At 64.2% G+C, this 13,902-nt stretch carries 20 protein-coding genes and 1 riboswitch; of the genes, 6 read left to right on the top strand and 14 right to left on the bottom strand.

Annotated features, from left to right (window positions below; all coding sequences use genetic code 11):
* Window positions 1–90: 90 nt before the first annotated feature.
* Window positions 91–945 (bottom strand): hypothetical protein, encoded by an 855-nt coding sequence (locus ACTJI5_RS18250; protein WP_440861311.1) that lies wholly within the window; start codon window positions 943–945, stop codon window positions 91–93.
* Window positions 946–1,147: 202 nt separating this feature from the next.
* Here ACTJI5_RS18250 and ACTJI5_RS18245 point away from each other — a divergent pair, with 202 nt between their 5' ends.
* From ACTJI5_RS18245 to ACTJI5_RS18235, 3 genes are all read left to right on the top strand, one after another.
* Complete coding sequence (locus ACTJI5_RS18245) at window positions 1,148–2,026, top strand: arylamine N-acetyltransferase family protein (RefSeq protein ID WP_440861310.1); 879 nt, start codon at window positions 1,148–1,150, stop codon at window positions 2,024–2,026.
* A 67-nt stretch (window positions 2,027–2,093) separates the two neighbouring features.
* Window positions 2,094–2,522, top strand: coding sequence for a DUF1801 domain-containing protein (locus ACTJI5_RS18240; protein ID WP_058537480.1), 429 nt, complete (start codon window positions 2,094–2,096; stop codon window positions 2,520–2,522).
* 10 nt (window positions 2,523–2,532) lie between these two features.
* Window positions 2,533–2,928, top strand: coding sequence for a DUF1801 domain-containing protein (locus ACTJI5_RS18235; protein WP_440861309.1), 396 nt, complete (start codon window positions 2,533–2,535; stop codon window positions 2,926–2,928).
* A 76-nt stretch (window positions 2,929–3,004) separates the two neighbouring features.
* On the opposite strand, the gene ACTJI5_RS18230 is transcribed toward ACTJI5_RS18235, so the two are convergent.
* The 13 genes from ACTJI5_RS18230 to thiC all read right to left on the bottom strand — a co-directional run bounded on the left by ACTJI5_RS18230 (window position 3,005) and on the right by thiC (window position 11,813).
* Window positions 3,005–3,544 carry a 2'-5' RNA ligase family protein gene (locus ACTJI5_RS18230; RefSeq protein WP_440861308.1) on the bottom strand — a complete coding sequence of 180 codons (540 nt, stop codon included), beginning with the start codon at window positions 3,542–3,544 and terminating at the stop codon, window positions 3,005–3,007.
* A 136-nt stretch (window positions 3,545–3,680) separates the two neighbouring features.
* Window positions 3,681–4,121 carry a nuclear transport factor 2 family protein gene (locus ACTJI5_RS18225; RefSeq protein WP_440861307.1) on the bottom strand — a complete coding sequence of 147 codons (441 nt, stop codon included), beginning with the start codon at window positions 4,119–4,121 and terminating at the stop codon, window positions 3,681–3,683.
* Window positions 4,122–4,201: 80 nt separating this feature from the next.
* Window positions 4,202–4,648 (bottom strand): glycine zipper 2TM domain-containing protein, encoded by a 447-nt coding sequence (locus ACTJI5_RS18220; RefSeq protein ID WP_058537811.1) that lies wholly within the window; start codon window positions 4,646–4,648, stop codon window positions 4,202–4,204.
* A gap of 122 nt (window positions 4,649–4,770) precedes the next feature.
* Window positions 4,771–5,199 (bottom strand): NIPSNAP family protein, encoded by a 429-nt coding sequence (locus ACTJI5_RS18215; RefSeq protein ID WP_440861306.1) that lies wholly within the window; start codon window positions 5,197–5,199, stop codon window positions 4,771–4,773.
* Window positions 5,200–5,228: 29 nt separating this feature from the next.
* Window positions 5,229–5,648, bottom strand: coding sequence for an NAD(+)--rifampin ADP-ribosyltransferase (arr, locus tag ACTJI5_RS18210; protein ID WP_440861305.1), 420 nt, complete (start codon window positions 5,646–5,648; stop codon window positions 5,229–5,231).
* 4 nt (window positions 5,649–5,652) lie between these two features.
* Window positions 5,653–6,207, bottom strand: a complete 555-nt coding sequence (locus ACTJI5_RS18205; protein WP_440861304.1) for a hypothetical protein — start codon at window positions 6,205–6,207, stop codon at window positions 5,653–5,655.
* A 77-nt stretch (window positions 6,208–6,284) separates the two neighbouring features.
* Window positions 6,285–6,593 carry a hypothetical protein gene (locus ACTJI5_RS18200; RefSeq protein ID WP_440861303.1) on the bottom strand — a complete coding sequence of 103 codons (309 nt, stop codon included), beginning with the start codon at window positions 6,591–6,593 and terminating at the stop codon, window positions 6,285–6,287.
* A gap of 83 nt (window positions 6,594–6,676) precedes the next feature.
* Window positions 6,677–7,258 carry a GNAT family N-acetyltransferase gene (locus ACTJI5_RS18195; RefSeq protein ID WP_440861302.1) on the bottom strand — a complete coding sequence of 194 codons (582 nt, stop codon included), beginning with the start codon at window positions 7,256–7,258 and terminating at the stop codon, window positions 6,677–6,679.
* A gap of 45 nt (window positions 7,259–7,303) precedes the next feature.
* On the bottom strand, window positions 7,304–7,816 hold the full coding sequence (locus ACTJI5_RS18190) for a 2'-5' RNA ligase family protein (RefSeq protein WP_440861301.1): 513 nt from the start codon (window positions 7,814–7,816) through the stop codon (window positions 7,304–7,306).
* A gap of 103 nt (window positions 7,817–7,919) precedes the next feature.
* Window positions 7,920–8,504 carry a Swt1 family HEPN domain-containing protein gene (locus ACTJI5_RS18185; RefSeq protein ID WP_440861300.1) on the bottom strand — a complete coding sequence of 195 codons (585 nt, stop codon included), beginning with the start codon at window positions 8,502–8,504 and terminating at the stop codon, window positions 7,920–7,922.
* Entirely contained in the window at window positions 8,497–9,150 is a 654-nt protein-coding gene (locus ACTJI5_RS18180; RefSeq protein WP_440861299.1) for a DUF5343 domain-containing protein, read from the bottom strand. Before ACTJI5_RS18180 ends, ACTJI5_RS18185 begins: the two co-directional genes overlap by 8 nt.
* A gap of 177 nt (window positions 9,151–9,327) precedes the next feature.
* On the bottom strand, window positions 9,328–9,921 hold the full coding sequence (locus tag ACTJI5_RS18175) for a DUF2199 domain-containing protein (RefSeq protein ID WP_440861298.1): 594 nt from the start codon (window positions 9,919–9,921) through the stop codon (window positions 9,328–9,330).
* Complete coding sequence (gene thiC, locus ACTJI5_RS18170; protein WP_440861297.1) at window positions 9,921–11,813, bottom strand: phosphomethylpyrimidine synthase ThiC; 1,893 nt, start codon at window positions 11,811–11,813, stop codon at window positions 9,921–9,923. The genes ACTJI5_RS18175 and thiC overlap by 1 nt, the downstream gene beginning before the upstream one ends.
* Window positions 11,814–11,857: 44 nt before the next feature.
* Window positions 11,858–11,969: riboswitch (TPP riboswitch) on the bottom strand.
* 169 nt (window positions 11,970–12,138) lie between these two features.
* On the opposite strand from thiC, the gene ACTJI5_RS18165 reads away from it, so the two are divergent.
* From ACTJI5_RS18165 to ACTJI5_RS18155, 3 genes are read left to right on the top strand one after another with little or no spacing between them, the layout of a single operon-like run.
* Window positions 12,139–12,579 carry a DUF6265 family protein gene (locus ACTJI5_RS18165; protein WP_440861296.1) on the top strand — a complete coding sequence of 147 codons (441 nt, stop codon included), beginning with the start codon at window positions 12,139–12,141 and terminating at the stop codon, window positions 12,577–12,579.
* Window positions 12,579–13,313, top strand: a complete 735-nt coding sequence (locus tag ACTJI5_RS18160) for a helix-turn-helix transcriptional regulator (protein WP_440861295.1) — start codon at window positions 12,579–12,581, stop codon at window positions 13,311–13,313. The genes ACTJI5_RS18165 and ACTJI5_RS18160 overlap by 1 nt, the downstream gene beginning before the upstream one ends.
* Window positions 13,314–13,358: 45 nt before the next feature.
* Entirely contained in the window at window positions 13,359–13,763 is a 405-nt protein-coding gene (locus ACTJI5_RS18155) for a GFA family protein (protein WP_440861294.1), read from the top strand.
* The last annotated feature ends 139 nt before the right edge of the window (window positions 13,764–13,902 follow it).

Genomic DNA, 13,902 nt, shown 5'->3' with positions numbered 1-13,902 from the left:
CCACCCGACCATGACCAAAATCTTTTCGGCCGTCGCCGGCGCTTCGACAAGGTGCGGGCGCTTGGCGACGAGCGGGCGGACGGCTGGGCGCTATTGCGCCGGACGGCAGTCCTTCAACCAGATGACATGCTTATATTCGTCGAAATCCTCAACAGTGCCGGTCAGTTTGATGCTCTTGTTCGGCTTGAGCTGGAGCGAAAAAGCGGCCTGTCCCGGTGCCATGTAACAAACGATGTCGGTCTTGAACGGCGCCTGGTTCGGCAGCCGGATCGCCTGTTCATAGGGCTGGGGAATCTTGTAGCCGACGCGGAAATCCTTGCCGTCCTTGGTCACATAATCGACGAGCCCGTCGATCGTGAACTGCTTGCCCTTGTAGCGGGTGAGGATGCCCGCCGAATTGCGTTCGGTGTCTTTCGACACCTGCTGCGAGAAGCTCAGCGAGTTCATCTTCACCGGCGCGGCGGCGACGGTTGTCGCGGTCGCGCCCTTCTTGGCGGCAGCGGCGCCGGCCTTGCCACCCTTTATCTGGTTCAGGATGCCGCACATTTCAGCCTTCGCCGCATCGCTGCCGACCGACTGGCCCGCGCGCAATTTCGCCTCCATCACCACCGTTCCGATTCCGCCCGTCTGCGTCGCGGTGATCTGGATCGGGAAGGCGCGCACGGTCCCCGTCATCGGCTGTTCGATCAGCATCGATCCATATTCGGCCTCGTCGGCCATGATGTCATAACCCTTGGCGGCGGCGAGCCCGCGCATCTGGCCGATCGCGACCGCGGGGGGCAGGTCGGCAACGGTCACCGCGGCGGTGAAGCGCAGCGCAGTAATCGGATTGCCCTTTTTGACGAAGGCTTCCTCGCAGGTCGCGGCGTTGGCGGTGCCGGTGGTGAGGAGAATGGCGGCCGGCGCAATGGCGATCGCGAGGCGGGAATAAGTCGTGGTGCGCATGAGTGGCTCCCTGAGATGTTCATGTTATGCGACTTATGTTGTGAGATGCATCTGCCGCAGTGTGTGGCCGCCTGCAATGGCTAAGTTCCCAATATGATGGCGCTTTGGAACGTCGGCGGGTTTCTTCGCCGGCCGGCTTGACCTCAACTGGGCTTCAGCTTTCATAACGCTGGACAGTTGATTCGCGAACGGAGCTTTGTTCATGCTGCACTATCCCGCTGCCACGCCTGCCGACCCCGTCGATAGCGATGCCGCCGCACCCGCTGCGGCTTTCCTGCCGCGTTATCTGGCGCGGATCGGTTATACCGGGCCGGTCGCGCCGACGCTCGATGTGCTCGCCGCGCTGCAGGCCGCGCATATCGCCGCCATTCCCTTTGAGGCGATCGACGCGCTGACCGGCGCGGGGATCGATATCGGGGCCGACGCGATCGACGCCAAGCTGATCGGCCAGCGGCGCGGCGGCTATTGCTTCGAACAGAATGCGCTGTTTCTCCGCGCGCTGCTGGCGATCGGGTTCGACGCCGAGGGGCTGCTCGGCCGGGTGCGCTGGATGCTGCCCGACGATGCCCCGCCGACCCCGCGCACGCATATGGTGGTGCGGGTGAAGCTGGGTGGGCGGCCCTGGCTCGTCGACGCCGGCTTCGGCGCGGCGGTCCCGCCCGCCCCGCTCGCGATGGACAGCGAGGAGCCCCAGCCGACGCGGCACGAGAGCTATCGTGTCGTGCGGCATGGCGATATGTGGCAGGTCGCGGCGCTGATCGAGGGTGAGTGGCGGACGCTGTACCGGCTCGACCATGTCTCGCCACCGGCGATCGATTATGAAATCGGCAACTGGTACACCTCGGCGCATCCGGACTCGCATTTCCGGCACCAGCTGATCGCCGCGCGCACGACCGCCGACGCGCGTTATGGTCTGCGCGACAACCGGCTGACGACGCGGCTGACCGACGGGCGGCTCGACCGGCGCTACCTGACCGCCGACGAGATCGAGCGGACGCTGGCGGAGGTTTTCCTGCTGCCGGTGCGGGCGCACTGGCGCGCGGCGATCGAGCGCGCCGCGACGGCGGAGATCGCCGGCTAGGCGCGCGCGGCTTGACTCGCCGCGGCTATCGCGTTCTTTTGACGGCGAAACAAGGGAGCGCGAGTCCATGGCCGATAAAGCACCGGTGCTGCTGTCCGGCGGCAATCCGCAGATCGCCAAAGGCTATGGCGACGCGCCGGTGCAAGCCTATATCGCCGCGATGCCGGGGTGGAAGTCGCCCGTCTGGCGCCGGCTCGACAAGCTGATCGAGAAGAGCATTCCGGGGGTTGCGAAGGCGGTCAAATGGAACTCCCCTTTCTATGGTCCGCCGGGGCAGGGCGACGAGCCGACCCACTGGTTCCTGAGCATCCATTGCTTCGACAAATATATCAAGGTCGCCTTCTTTCGCGGCCAGTCACTCGATCCGGTGCCGCCGGTCGCGTCGAAGAGCGGCGACACGCGCTATTTCCATATCCATGAAGACGAGCCGGTCGACGAGGCGGCATTCGCCGACTGGGTGAAACAGGCGGCGGCGCTGCCGGGCGAGAAGATGTGAGGAGAAGGGCATGGCGGCGGATCTGATCGATGCGAAGATCGCGGGGCTCGGCGACTGGCGCGGCGACACGCTGGCGAAGCTGCGCACGCTGATCCATGCCGCCGACCCCGACGTCGAGGAGACGGTGAAGTGGCAGAAGCCGTCGAACCCGTCGGGCGTCCCGGTGTGGGAGCATGCGGGCATCCTGTGCACGGGCGAGACGTATAAGGACAAGGTCAAGCTGACCTTTGCCAAGGGCGCAGCGCTTGCCGATCCGAAGGGGCTGTTCAATTCGAGCCTCGACGGCAATACGCGGCGTGCGATCGATTTGTTCGAGGGCGACAGCGTCGATGAGGCGGCGTTCAAGGCGCTGGTTCGCGCCGCGGTCGAGGCGAATCTCGAGAAGCCGGCGAAAGCGAAAAAGTAGCGCGAAACAGGGGCGGCATCGGCCTGCCGCATCTCGCGCCGTCGGCTGCCGGTCGTGTCGCGGCAATGATCGCCGGCTAGGCCGCCCTGCAGAATCCGGGTTCGCCATCGGGCAAGGGCCAGCGGCCGTGCACGATATGGCGCGCCTCGCCGGTCACGCTTTCGACAAGCAGCATCTCCGCGGCGGTCCATTCGACCGGATCGATCGCTTCGGCGCCAAGCCCGTCGCCGCGATAGTTGATCGTGACGTGAAGCTCTGGCGGCAGGTTGAACCATTTGAAATCATGCCGGTGCAAATATTCGGCAAGCTGCCGCTGGAATTCCCACGCGGCCGTATGCGGTGTGGAACTTCGCAGCGTCGTCGCCTTGCGGCATTCGATCCGGTCGAACCGCACAGGGAAGGCGCCGGCGCCGAAATCGTCCAGCCCGCGGATCACCAGTTCGAGGAAGCCGGCGGGGGCTTCGGCCAGATCGACGAATGTCGCGAGCGTCATATGCAGCAGATCGACCCCGCGGCGCCGGTCGTTTCGAGGCAGGGCATCGATGCGCGCTGCGATGTCGGCCGGCGGCTTGACCATCAGATCGAGGGGGCGTCGTGCGAAAATCCTGCGTGGCATGATCGGTTCCTCTTGATGTCGAATCGACAGAGTGAGAAAGATCATGCCATTAGAACAAATGGCGAACAAATTCCAGTGCGGTCGGGCGGCACGCGGTTGAAGGTTCGCGCCGGGCGGCGCGGGTCGGGCGCGACCTTCACTTCGCGGGTTCACGCGGCTTCATGTGCCACATCGCATTGACGATGACCCATCGCTCGCCGAACTTGCCCATGTGGAAATAGTCGACGAACCACGGGGTTTCGACGCGCACCGCGGCGGCGTTGCCCGCGACGTCGAGTATCCTGCACGCGCGGTTCCACTCGGCGCGCGGGGTCTTGAGGGCGCCACCTTTGGTAAGGTCGACGAGTTCCTCGCGGCTCATGCGCTGGAGGCCGAGCCGCTCGTCGGGCGTGTCGCCGAGCACGCGGCGCTTGGCGAGGTCGGGGTGGAGCGCGCGCTTGACGCGCTCGGGATCGCCCTCGAGCTGGCCGTCGACATAGTCGAAACACGTCGCCTCGATCGCCGCGAGGTCGGCGGGGGATGCGGTGGATACGGGCGTTGCGGTCGCGGCGGCGAGGGTGAGCAGGGTCGTCAGCATGGCGGCTCCCGATGAGAATGGTACGCTCAGCCTAGCGCGCTTACCGCCCCTGTCACTCTCCTTCGTGTCACCCGCCGCAGCTAGCGGCAGCGCACATTGTCGCGGTCGATCGCGGTGCCGACCGCCGCGCCGCCGACCGCGCCAAGGATCGTGCCGAGCGTTTCGGAGCGGCCCGGTGCGATGACGTTGCCGATCACCGCGCCGGCAATGCCGCCGACGATGAGCCCGGTCGAACCGTCGTTGCGGCGGCAATAATATTTGTCGTCGCGGCCGCGATAGACGCGGTCGTTGTTCGACAGGCGGCGTTCGCGATAGCGGCGATCGGTGCGATAATATTGGTCGGCATAATAGCCACCGTGGCGCGGGTCGGGGCGGTCGTAATCATAGCGGCCATACTGGTCGTAATAGGCGCGGTCGTAATAGCCGTAACCGCCATCGTCATAATTCGAGGCGTAACCGTCGCCGGTGGTGGCACAGCCCGCCAGCGCGGTCGCGGCGGCGAGGGGCAGGATCATCAGCTTGTTCATCGACATCACTCCATCAAGGTCGCGTGCCGGGCCAAGCGGGCGGGGCATGCTTTGCCCCTCTGTCGGGATAAACCCTCAGGAGCGGGGGTGGGTTCCGCCCATCCTTCCGCTCAGGGCGCGGGCTAATCGGCGGTCTTCGCGCGATCGGGCGACCAGGCGACGGGTTCGAGCGTGCGTACCGCGACCGATTCGACATATTTGCCGTCGCGCGCCGCGGTTTCCTTCTTGATCGCGATCCATTCGGGGTCGGCGAGGAAGGCCGCCCACGCGGCGTCCATCGCGCTGACGTCGGGCCAGTCGAGGAGATAGACGAACTCGACCTTGTCTGCATGTTCGCTGCGCCAGATCGAGCGCACCGCAAAACCGTGGCGCGCCATGATGCGCAGCGCATGATCGCGGAACCGGTCGTGGAACACGCCCTCGTTGGCGCGCGGGATTTCGTAGATGCGAAGCTGTTGCAGCGGCGCGGGGTGGTCGGCGGCGAGCGCGACGGTGACCGGCGCAAGCGCGAGGATCGCGGCGATGGCGATGGCAGGAATGGAGGACGGCATGGCGGCTTCCTTGACGGGGGAGGAACGGGTCAGTCGATAATCGGCGCGCCCTCGGCCTGCAACCGCGCGAGATTGTCCTTCATCGCCTGCAGTATTTCGGGCGGGTGCGGTTCCCACTCGGCCACCTCGCCGACGATGCGCAGCGGGAAACGCGAGCGATAACTGCGCGTCGGGTTTCCGGGGAATTTCTTGTCGGTGAGGTTGGGGTCGTCGAACCAGTCGCCGGTGGGTTCGACGATATAGATGCGCTCGCGCCCGTCCCCCGCCGCGAGCTCGCAGCCCCAGATCGCGGACTCCAATGCGGCGGAGAAATAGATCCACGACATCGGCGCGGCCTGATAATTGCTGCCCCAACCCGCCGCGAGCAGGTCGCCGGTTTTCAGGTCGGCGCGGGTGCCGTGGTAGAAGGTCGCGCCCATATCGGGGCCGGTGGGTGCGGTGTCGGCCATCGGGTCAATATGCGTTGCGTTCGGTGCGGAGTGCGGCCTTGCCGTCCTTCCAGTTCACTTCGGCGGCGGGTTCGTCGGCCTTGCCGGGTACGAACAGTTCATAGACGATCGTGCCGTCGTCCTGCGTGCTTTCGATGACGCGCGCCGGGGTGAAGGCATCGGCCGCACCGCCGGCGGCGGCACGCACCGGGGCGGGCGCGTCGGCCCACGCGATATCGCGCTGCATCTCGACGACGCGGTATTTTCCCGCCTCCTCGATCAGGTCGAGCTCGACCGGGCTGCCGTCGGGGCGCGTGCCTTCGACATCGTAGAAGGTCTTGCCGCCCCGTTCCTTGCGCTCGGTTTCGGCGATTTTCATGCCGGGCACTTTGGCGAGCACCGCATCGCGCACGCCGGGCGGCAGGTCGGCTTCGGCGACCGTGCTGATCTCGGCCGTGGGCCCATCGGCGAGCACCGATTTTTCGGGCGCCCCGCCAGATGCTTCGGTGGGAGCCTCTGCCTTGCCGCATCCCGCAATTGCGAGCAGCGCGCCCGCGATCAGCCACGTCCGTCCACGCATTATGCTCTCCCGTCTCTGGTAACCGATGTCAGCCTATCGGCGACAAACGCGCGAGTCGACCCGGCGCGGCGCGAAGGTCATTCGACATCGTCCGACGGATCGAGCCGCACCACCCAGATCGGGCGTCCGTCGGGCGACAGCGAGATGTCGTGCGAGGGGACCATGTCGGCCCCGGTCTCGATCCAGCCGCGCCCGTCGCACTTGGCGCAGGGCACGCGGATCGAGCGGTGGCTGACGAGGTCTATCTGGCTGTTCCACTGGCCATGGCCGCTGCACACCGGGCACAGCAGGTCGAGGTCGCCGCTGCGGTGGCGCCGCGAAATGCCGTCGAACGCGTGCGGGTCGCCGGGGCCGGTGCAGGTGACGATGTTCGAGGGGTGGGACATGCGCGGGAGGATATGCCGGGGGGCGGCGGTTTGGCAATGCCGGGAGATTCCGGGCCGTCGCACCTCTCGACTTCAACCGGGCATCACGCCCTTCCCGGCCGGGCCATCGGCGTCAGGACCGGCGATGTTCCGGCCTGGATCTCGCCGATGATTTCAAAGCCGAAGCGCTGGTAGAGCGGTATGTTGCGCGGGTTCGAGCTTTCGAGATAGGCGGGGCGGCCGTCGGCGTCGATGCGCGCGATCGCCGCCTCCATCAACGCGGTGCCGAGGCCGCGGCCGCGATACGCCGGATCGGCGGCGATCAGCGGCAGATACCAGTGCGGCTCCTTGAGGTGGAATTGCTCCATCTGTTCGAAGAGCGCGTCCATTTCAGCCTTGCGGCTGGCGGGCGTCTGCTCGTCCATGATCGCGGCCATAAGCGCGCCGTCGGGCGCGACGCCGGGCGGCAGCCATGTCGCGACCGCCGCGCCGTCGTCGGCGACGAAAGCGCTATCATGCTCGAACGCCGCGCCGCCGAAGGCATCGAAAAATTCAAGCCGGCGGTCGAGATAGGTCGCGGCGTCGGGCGAGGCCCAGCGCGCCATCGGGTCGCCCGAAAAGCCGAGCACCAGCGTGTGGAGCAAGCGGGCCTTGTCCGCGGGTTTGCCGATCGTGATCCTTGCCATGTCTCGCGCTTCCTTTCCTGCCGCCTCCTTCGTGCCGCGCCGCGCTCAGCCGCCGGGTGGCGTCAGGGCCCAGCATCCGTGCTCGATATGCGTGGTCTTCCCCACAACGCTTTCGACCAGCAATATTTCCCGAACCGTCCATTCGATCGGCGGCATTTTCTCGGCGTTGAGGCGGTCGCCGCGATAGTTGATCGTGATGTGCGGTTCGGGTGTGGTGCCGTCCATGATCGGCGCCTTTTCGCGCAGCAGATGGTTCACCAGCGCCTTTTGAAACGCCCGCGCCTCCGCCAGCGGATCGCGCGTGCGCAGCGTCACCGCCTTGCGGTTCTCGATCCGGTCGAAGCGGAGCGGGAAAGGCGGCGCGGCGAAGCCGTCGAGCGCGGCGATGGTCGCGGGCAACCACTCGGGCGGCGCATAATGGAGGTCGTAGAGCGAGATGAGCGTGACATGGAGAAGTTCGGGGCCGCGTCCGGGATCGTTGCGCGGCAGCGCGGCGATCTGCGCCTGCACCTCCGGTGGCGGCTTGGCCATGACGTAGAGGGGGTTGCGGGCGCGCATGGGCGGGAGTGTAGCACGGAGCGGGGGCGAGGCCGACTGGCACTTGATCCGCGCCGTCCGTAGAGGGATTTAGAAAACTGTCGCCGTAATCGCTCGCCAATACTCAACTCATTGCACGGAACCAATCTTTAACTGTAAGCTGAAGTCTATCTACCTCGTCGGCGGCGAGTGGGCTGCAATGGGCGATAGGACCACGAAGAAGATTTAGACTATTCATGATCCGCTCCACGGCCCGCTTGCTGGAGAATACCGCTCCAAATACGTCCCAGTTGAACGTAATAATCACCGACAGCTCTCCGAAATTTGTGTAGTCCAATTCTTTGTCGGATCGCTGGCTAAATCCACTATCTTTTTCTCTCTGCATCCGATCATGAACATCTAAGACAATCTTCTCTGGTACAGATCCCGATGACCACCAAGATGCGCCAGATTTTTCAAGTAGGACCGCTGTTATTAAATCTCGGATCGACTGCTCTAAGTAGTAGAATAACTCATAATGAGCAGCCATTTCAGCGGCTTGGGCCCGAATATTTTGATCAAACTGAGGGTAATAGCTTGATGGATCGCCAATATCCGGCGGTACGTGGCCCAGTTCTATCGAGAAGCGACGCTCCAATTGTTTGAGATCGTCAGTCAGGAGGTATCCTGACATGCCAAAAGAACGAAGATGATCGTCGACCTTAGGCATCGTCGCTCGACAGCAAGTTTTCTTTTAGGCTCTTAAAAATAGCATTGAAAACAGCGATGTCGCTCGTCGCCGGCAGATTTAGATTGATATTATAGCCGACGCTCAGTCCAATTTTTCCAGCTGATCGCTCAGGTTGCGGTTTATCCCGCCCGGGAATTTCCGGAATTTGTTCCAACGGAGTGCCGCTCAAGCTGTCTGCTGAAATGTCCAGTTGTTCGGTCTTGTTGAAGTCGGCAAATTGCTTGATGCCTTTAATGCTCGAGAGAATGAGGTTTGGAGAACTAGAGTCGGCCGCCGCTCCCGTCTCTTCTAGTATAAGTCCCTTTATGTCCTTGTCTGAAAGCTCATGAAGGAATTCATTTCTTTTATAAAGCGGGGCGTATCCGAACTTCAAACTCTCTGCCGCAGCAGCTCCTCGCGTGGCACTATTCCTAAATTTGCGATAAATTTCAGAAGGCGTGCCATCGGGATTAACAAACCCGACCTTCTTTAAGAAGGATGTCATCTGATTGCCGGATCCGCCGGACACCTTCAGGATCGTTTTAACGAAGTTTTGTGTAACAGCGTCGGGCGTCGCGGCGGCAGCAATATTGTTTAGCGCCTTAGTGACATTTCCCGTTGCGGTGACATATGGTAGGTTCGCCATAATCCTCTCCCCAATCGGGCTAGCTTAGTCCTCACAATGGAATAGGCAAATCCTATATCAGAATTGGAATCTAGCTTTGGATGACGTCCACGATTCTTTGGGAAGTTAATTCTGCGAATCGTTTCAACTCATTACTGGAATTACGGTGACAGGTGCAACAACCCCCAATCCCTGTGGTCAGCTTACGTCTGGCGCGTGACCATATTCGGCGTAGAGCTCGAGCAGCCGCTCCGGGCTGATACTATCCTGCTGTGCTCTCGCTAATTCGTGACCCTCATCGTCGAGGCTGATCACCGGCCGTTGCCGCCCCAATTGCGGATGGACCCAGCAGCCCTGATTGATCGTCTCGGGAAAGCCCTTGAGGTTGTTCGAGAACCAGCCCCACCAGGGCCCCATGTCGCTGTATTTTCCGTCGTCGAAGCCATTGACATAGCGGTCGAAATTCTCGCGCGAGAGGGTCGACCAGACGCCGTAGCCGAACTTTTCGGCCATGCCGTGGACGGGGATATCGAAGACGCAGCGGACGAAGAAATGTTCGCCGCCGATCACGCAGAAATCTTCGGACAGGAAATCGCCGTCCGTGCGTAGCGCGCCATTGGGTTCAAGCTCTTCGGCCTTGCCCCAATGGTCGGGCGCGCGCGAGCCGATATCGAACATGCCGTGATGCTCGATATCGCAGCTCGCGCATTTCCATTTGGCGGATTGCAGGATTTCGAGCGCGGACGGCTTGCGCCGTCCGAACAATCTTCCGAACAAGCCCCCTGCCGCCATCAGTTGTGTTCGCGGCCACCCGCGCCCATATACAGCTCGCGCCCGGTTTCCTCATAAACCTCGCTCATCTGCGCCATGCCCTTTTCGGCCTCTTCGGCGGCGATGAAGCCCGCGCTGTCCTGATTTTGCAGCTTCGCGAACTCGCGCACTTCCTGGCTGATCTTCATCGAGCAGAATTTGGGGCCGCACATGCTGCAGAAATGCGCGGTCTTGGCGCCTTCGGCGGGGAGCGTCTGGTCGTGATATTGCTCGGCCGTGTCGGGGTCGAGCGACAGGTTGAACTGGTCGCGCCAGCGGAATTCGAAGCGCGCTTTCGATAGCGCGTCGTCGCGGACCTGCGCGGCGGGGTGGCCCTTGGCGAGGTCGGCGGCGTGGGCGGCGAGCTTGTAGGTGACGACGCCGACCTTCACATCGTCGCGGTCGGGCAGGCCCAGATGCTCCTTGGGCGTGACGTAACAAAGCATCGCGGTGCCGTACCAGCCGATCTGCGCCGCGCCGATGCCGCTGGTGATATGGTCGTAACCCGGCGCGATGTCGGTGGTGAGCGGCCCGAGCGTGTAGAAGGGCGCCTCGCCGCACGCTTCGAGCTGCTTTTCCATATTCTCCTTGATCTTGTGCATCGGGACGTGGCCCGGGCCCTCGATCATCACCTGCACATCCTGCGCCCAGGCGCGCTTGGTGAGCTCGCCCAGCGTATAGAGCTCGGCGAACTGCGCCTCGTCGTTCGCGTCGTAGATGCTGCCGGGGCGGAGGCCGTCGCCGAGGCTGTAGGCGACGTCATAGGCCTTCATGATCTCGGTAATCTCGTCGAAGCGTTCGTAGAGGAAGCTTTCCTTGTGATGCGCGAGGCACCATTTCGCCATGATGCTGCCGCCGCGCGACACGATGCCGGTCATGCGCTTGGCCGCGAGAGGGACGTAGGGCAGGCGGACGCCCGCATGGATGGTGAAATAGTCGACGCCCTGTTCGGCCTGCTCGATCAAAGTGTCGGCGAAGATTTCCCACGTCAGGTCCTCGGCGACGCCGCCGACCTTTTCGAGCGCCTGATAGATGGGGACGGTGCCGATCGGGACGGGCGAATTGCGGATGATCCATTCGCGCGTGTCGTGGATGTTGCGCCCCGTGGACAGGTCCATGACGGTGTCGGCGCCCCAGCGGATCGACCAGACCATCTTGTCGACCTCGGCCGCGACGTCGGACGCGACCGCACTGTTGCCGATATTGGCGTTGATCTTGACGAGGAAGTTGCGGCCGATCGCCATCGGCTCGCTCTCGGGATGGTTGATATTGCTGGGGATGATCGCGCGGCCGCGGGCGACCTCGTCGCGGACGAATTCGGGGGTGACATAGTCGGGGATGCTGGCGCCGAAGCTTTCGCCATCGCGCTTGTACTCGGCGAGGCGCGCGCGGCCGAGATTTTCGCGCTCGGCGACATATTCCATCTCCGGGGTGATGATGCCGCGGCGGGCGTAGTGCATCTGGCTGACGTTCTGGCCGGGTTTGGCGCGGAGCACCTTGCGGCGGACGTTGGGGAAGGCGGGGACTCCCCCAGAGCGATCCGGGCCGAGCTGGCCGTTATCCTCGGGCTTCACCTCGCGCTGGGTCACCTCTTCGACGTCGCCGCGGCCGCGGATCCAGTCGGCGCGGATCTCGGGGAGGCCTGCGTTGATGTCGATCGTCGCATTGACGTCGGTGTACGGGCCGCTGGTGTCATAGACGCGGACGGGGGGCTCGCCCGAATGCGGGTCGAGGTCGATCTCGCGCATCGCGACGCGGATGCCGCTGCCGGTCTGCGTCGCGACGTGGATCTTGCGGCTGCCACGAATGGGTCCGGTGGTGACGCCGATGGGGGTGGCGTCGCGCTTGTCGAGGCGGGAATCGATGTCGGCCATGTGCAGTCGCTCCATTTATGTCGGAGCGAGAATGGGGATTCCGATTGGGGAATACCGACCCTCCCTCCGCCGGTATTAGCCGGATCAGGTTCAACGGGTCGCGGTCTATTCCGCTCTCAACCGGCCATCACAGACGCGGCTCCCCGGGGATGGGGAGGGTTATAGGAGCGAGTGACGGGAGAGGCCATCCCCAATCTCGTCATTCCCGCGAAAGCGGGGACCCAGTTCAACGACAGCTCGCTGAGTTCCCGCGTTCGCGGGAATGACGAAGGGAGGTTGGCGGGGCGTCAGCGCGGGCGTAGTGATGGCAAAGAGGGAGGTGCTTATGCGGATCATGGCAGCGGCGTTGGCGGCATTGCTGATCGCGGCGAGCCCGGCGGCGACGGTTGCGGATCTCGGCTGGCTCGCGGGCGACTGGGTGAGCGAGGCGGACGGGCGCTGGACCGAGGAAAGCTGGGCGCCGCCACGCGGCGGGGTGATGCTCGGGCACAGCCGGTCGGGGCGCGACGAGGTGCTCAGCGAGTTGGAGTTCATTCGCATCGCGCGCGGCGAGGATGGCGCGCTCGCCTATATCGCGATGCCGCAGGGCGGGGCGCCGGTCGCGTTCCGGCTGGCGCAGCGCGACAAGGCGAGCGCGACCTTCGAGAATGCCGCACATGATTATCCGCAGCGCATCGCTTACGTGCGCACCGGCGACACGCTGACCGCGACGATTTCGGCGATCGACGGGTCGAAGCCGCGCCGCTGGACCTATCGGCGGCGCTGATGGACAAGACGGGACGGTTGTTCGCGATCATCGACAGCCTGCGCCGCCGCCGCCGGCCGGTGACCGCCGAGATACTCGCTGAGGAACAGGGCGTGTCGGTGCGCACGCTGTACCGCGACGTGCAGGCTCTGGTGGCGCTCGGCGCGCCGATCGAGGGTGAGGCGGGGGTCGGCTATGTGCTGCGCGCGGGCTTTTTCCTGCCGCCCTTGATGTTCACCGCCGACGAGCTGGAGGCGCTCGTGCTCGGCGCGCGCTGGGTCGAGGGGCGGCAGGACGGCAGCCTGTCGCGCGCGGCGGGACTGGCGCTCGCGAAGATCGCGGCGGCGAGCCCCGACGAACTCAAACAGCGGATCGACGAGGCGGGGCTGTGGCCGGTGAGCAGCGGGTGGCGCGAGATCAACGCGCCCCTCTTGGCGACCGTGCGCGCGGCGATGCGCGCCGAAAAGACGCTGCACATCGGCTATGCCGACGCGAGCGGCGCCGCAACCGAACGCGCGATCTGGCCCGCGGCGCTCGCCTATTTCGAAGAGAAGCATATCATCGCTGCCTGGTGCCTGCTGCGCCAGGATTTCCGCAGCTTTCGTATCGACCGCGTGACCTCGGCGCGGATCGGCGACGAGGGGTTCGGGCGCCGCCGCGCGGTGCTGATGGCCGATTTCTGGCGCCACCGCGACTTTTCCGAACAGCCTGCTGACATGATCTGTCAGGAGACCCGGCTAAACCCTGCTGCGTGAAGGGCGGCCGGCGATCGGCGCCCGAAAGGCCAAGGATTTTCAGCGATGACCCAGACCTATCACGGCTCGTGCCACTGCGGCGCGGTCAAGTTCGAAGCCGACATCGACCTCGCGGCGGGGACGGGTAAATGCAATTGCTCGATCTGCACCAAGAAGCGCGGCTGGAACGCGCAGATCAAGCCCGACGCCTTTCGCCTGCTCAGCGATCCCGCCGCGCTGTCCGACTATCAGTTCGGGTCGAACAGCGCGCATCATGTCTTTTGCAAGACGTGCGGCGTGGCGTCGTTCGGGCATGGCTATGTCGAGGAAATCGGGGGCGCCTATTATTCGGTGTCGATCGCGTGCCTCGACGACCTCGAGCCCGCCGAGATGGCGGCGCTGCCGGTGATGTTTATGGACGGCGCGGGCAACAATTGGTGGAACCCGCCCGAGGTCACGTCGCATATGTGAGGCGCGTCGGTCGGACGCTGGTTCAGGTAATGTTGGCATTGGGGCAGGAAGCGGGCGTCGCGCCCTTTCCCTTCGTCATCCCGGACTTGATCCGGGATCCCGCTTTCTGAGGCATCGACTGGCTTTGACTTCAAGCGGG

It is taken from the genome of Sphingopyxis sp. 22461 (assembly GCF_052044915.1).
In the GTDB taxonomy this organism is placed as follows: Bacteria; Pseudomonadota; Alphaproteobacteria; order Sphingomonadales; family Sphingomonadaceae; genus Sphingopyxis.
This window is presented reverse-complemented; position numbering and strand designations above follow the sequence as displayed.

Bases quoted from the DNA above. Each gene is read 5' to 3' on its own strand.
- ACTJI5_RS18250 (WP_440861311.1), bottom strand. From the start codon at position 945: ATGCGCACCACGACTTATTCCCGCCTCGCGATCGCCATTGCGCCGGCC.
- ACTJI5_RS18245 (WP_440861310.1), top strand. From the start codon at position 1,148: ATGCTGCACTATCCCGCTGCCACGCCTGCCGACCCCGTCGATAGCGAT.
- ACTJI5_RS18240 (WP_058537480.1), top strand. From the start codon at position 2,094: ATGGCCGATAAAGCACCGGTGCTGCTGTCCGGCGGCAATCCGCAGATC.
- ACTJI5_RS18235 (WP_440861309.1), top strand. From the start codon at position 2,533: ATGGCGGCGGATCTGATCGATGCGAAGATCGCGGGGCTCGGCGACTGG.
- ACTJI5_RS18230 (WP_440861308.1), bottom strand. From the start codon at position 3,544: ATGCCACGCAGGATTTTCGCACGACGCCCCCTCGATCTGATGGTCAAG.
- ACTJI5_RS18225 (WP_440861307.1), bottom strand. From the start codon at position 4,121: ATGCTGACGACCCTGCTCACCCTCGCCGCCGCGACCGCAACGCCCGTA.
- ACTJI5_RS18220 (WP_058537811.1), bottom strand. From the start codon at position 4,648: ATGAACAAGCTGATGATCCTGCCCCTCGCCGCCGCGACCGCGCTGGCG.
- ACTJI5_RS18215 (WP_440861306.1), bottom strand. From the start codon at position 5,199: ATGCCGTCCTCCATTCCTGCCATCGCCATCGCCGCGATCCTCGCGCTT.
- arr (WP_440861305.1), bottom strand. From the start codon at position 5,648: ATGGCCGACACCGCACCCACCGGCCCCGATATGGGCGCGACCTTCTAC.
- ACTJI5_RS18205 (WP_440861304.1), bottom strand. From the start codon at position 6,207: ATGCGTGGACGGACGTGGCTGATCGCGGGCGCGCTGCTCGCAATTGCG.
- ACTJI5_RS18200 (WP_440861303.1), bottom strand. From the start codon at position 6,593: ATGTCCCACCCCTCGAACATCGTCACCTGCACCGGCCCCGGCGACCCG.
- ACTJI5_RS18195 (WP_440861302.1), bottom strand. From the start codon at position 7,258: ATGGCAAGGATCACGATCGGCAAACCCGCGGACAAGGCCCGCTTGCTC.
- ACTJI5_RS18190 (WP_440861301.1), bottom strand. From the start codon at position 7,816: ATGCGCGCCCGCAACCCCCTCTACGTCATGGCCAAGCCGCCACCGGAG.
- ACTJI5_RS18185 (WP_440861300.1), bottom strand. From the start codon at position 8,504: ATGCCTAAGGTCGACGATCATCTTCGTTCTTTTGGCATGTCAGGATAC.
- ACTJI5_RS18180 (WP_440861299.1), bottom strand. From the start codon at position 9,150: ATGGCGAACCTACCATATGTCACCGCAACGGGAAATGTCACTAAGGCG.
- ACTJI5_RS18175 (WP_440861298.1), bottom strand. From the start codon at position 9,921: ATGGCGGCAGGGGGCTTGTTCGGAAGATTGTTCGGACGGCGCAAGCCG.
- thiC (WP_440861297.1), bottom strand. From the start codon at position 11,813: ATGGCCGACATCGATTCCCGCCTCGACAAGCGCGACGCCACCCCCATC.
- ACTJI5_RS18165 (WP_440861296.1), top strand. From the start codon at position 12,139: ATGCGGATCATGGCAGCGGCGTTGGCGGCATTGCTGATCGCGGCGAGC.
- ACTJI5_RS18160 (WP_440861295.1), top strand. From the start codon at position 12,579: ATGGACAAGACGGGACGGTTGTTCGCGATCATCGACAGCCTGCGCCGC.
- ACTJI5_RS18155 (WP_440861294.1), top strand. From the start codon at position 13,359: ATGACCCAGACCTATCACGGCTCGTGCCACTGCGGCGCGGTCAAGTTC.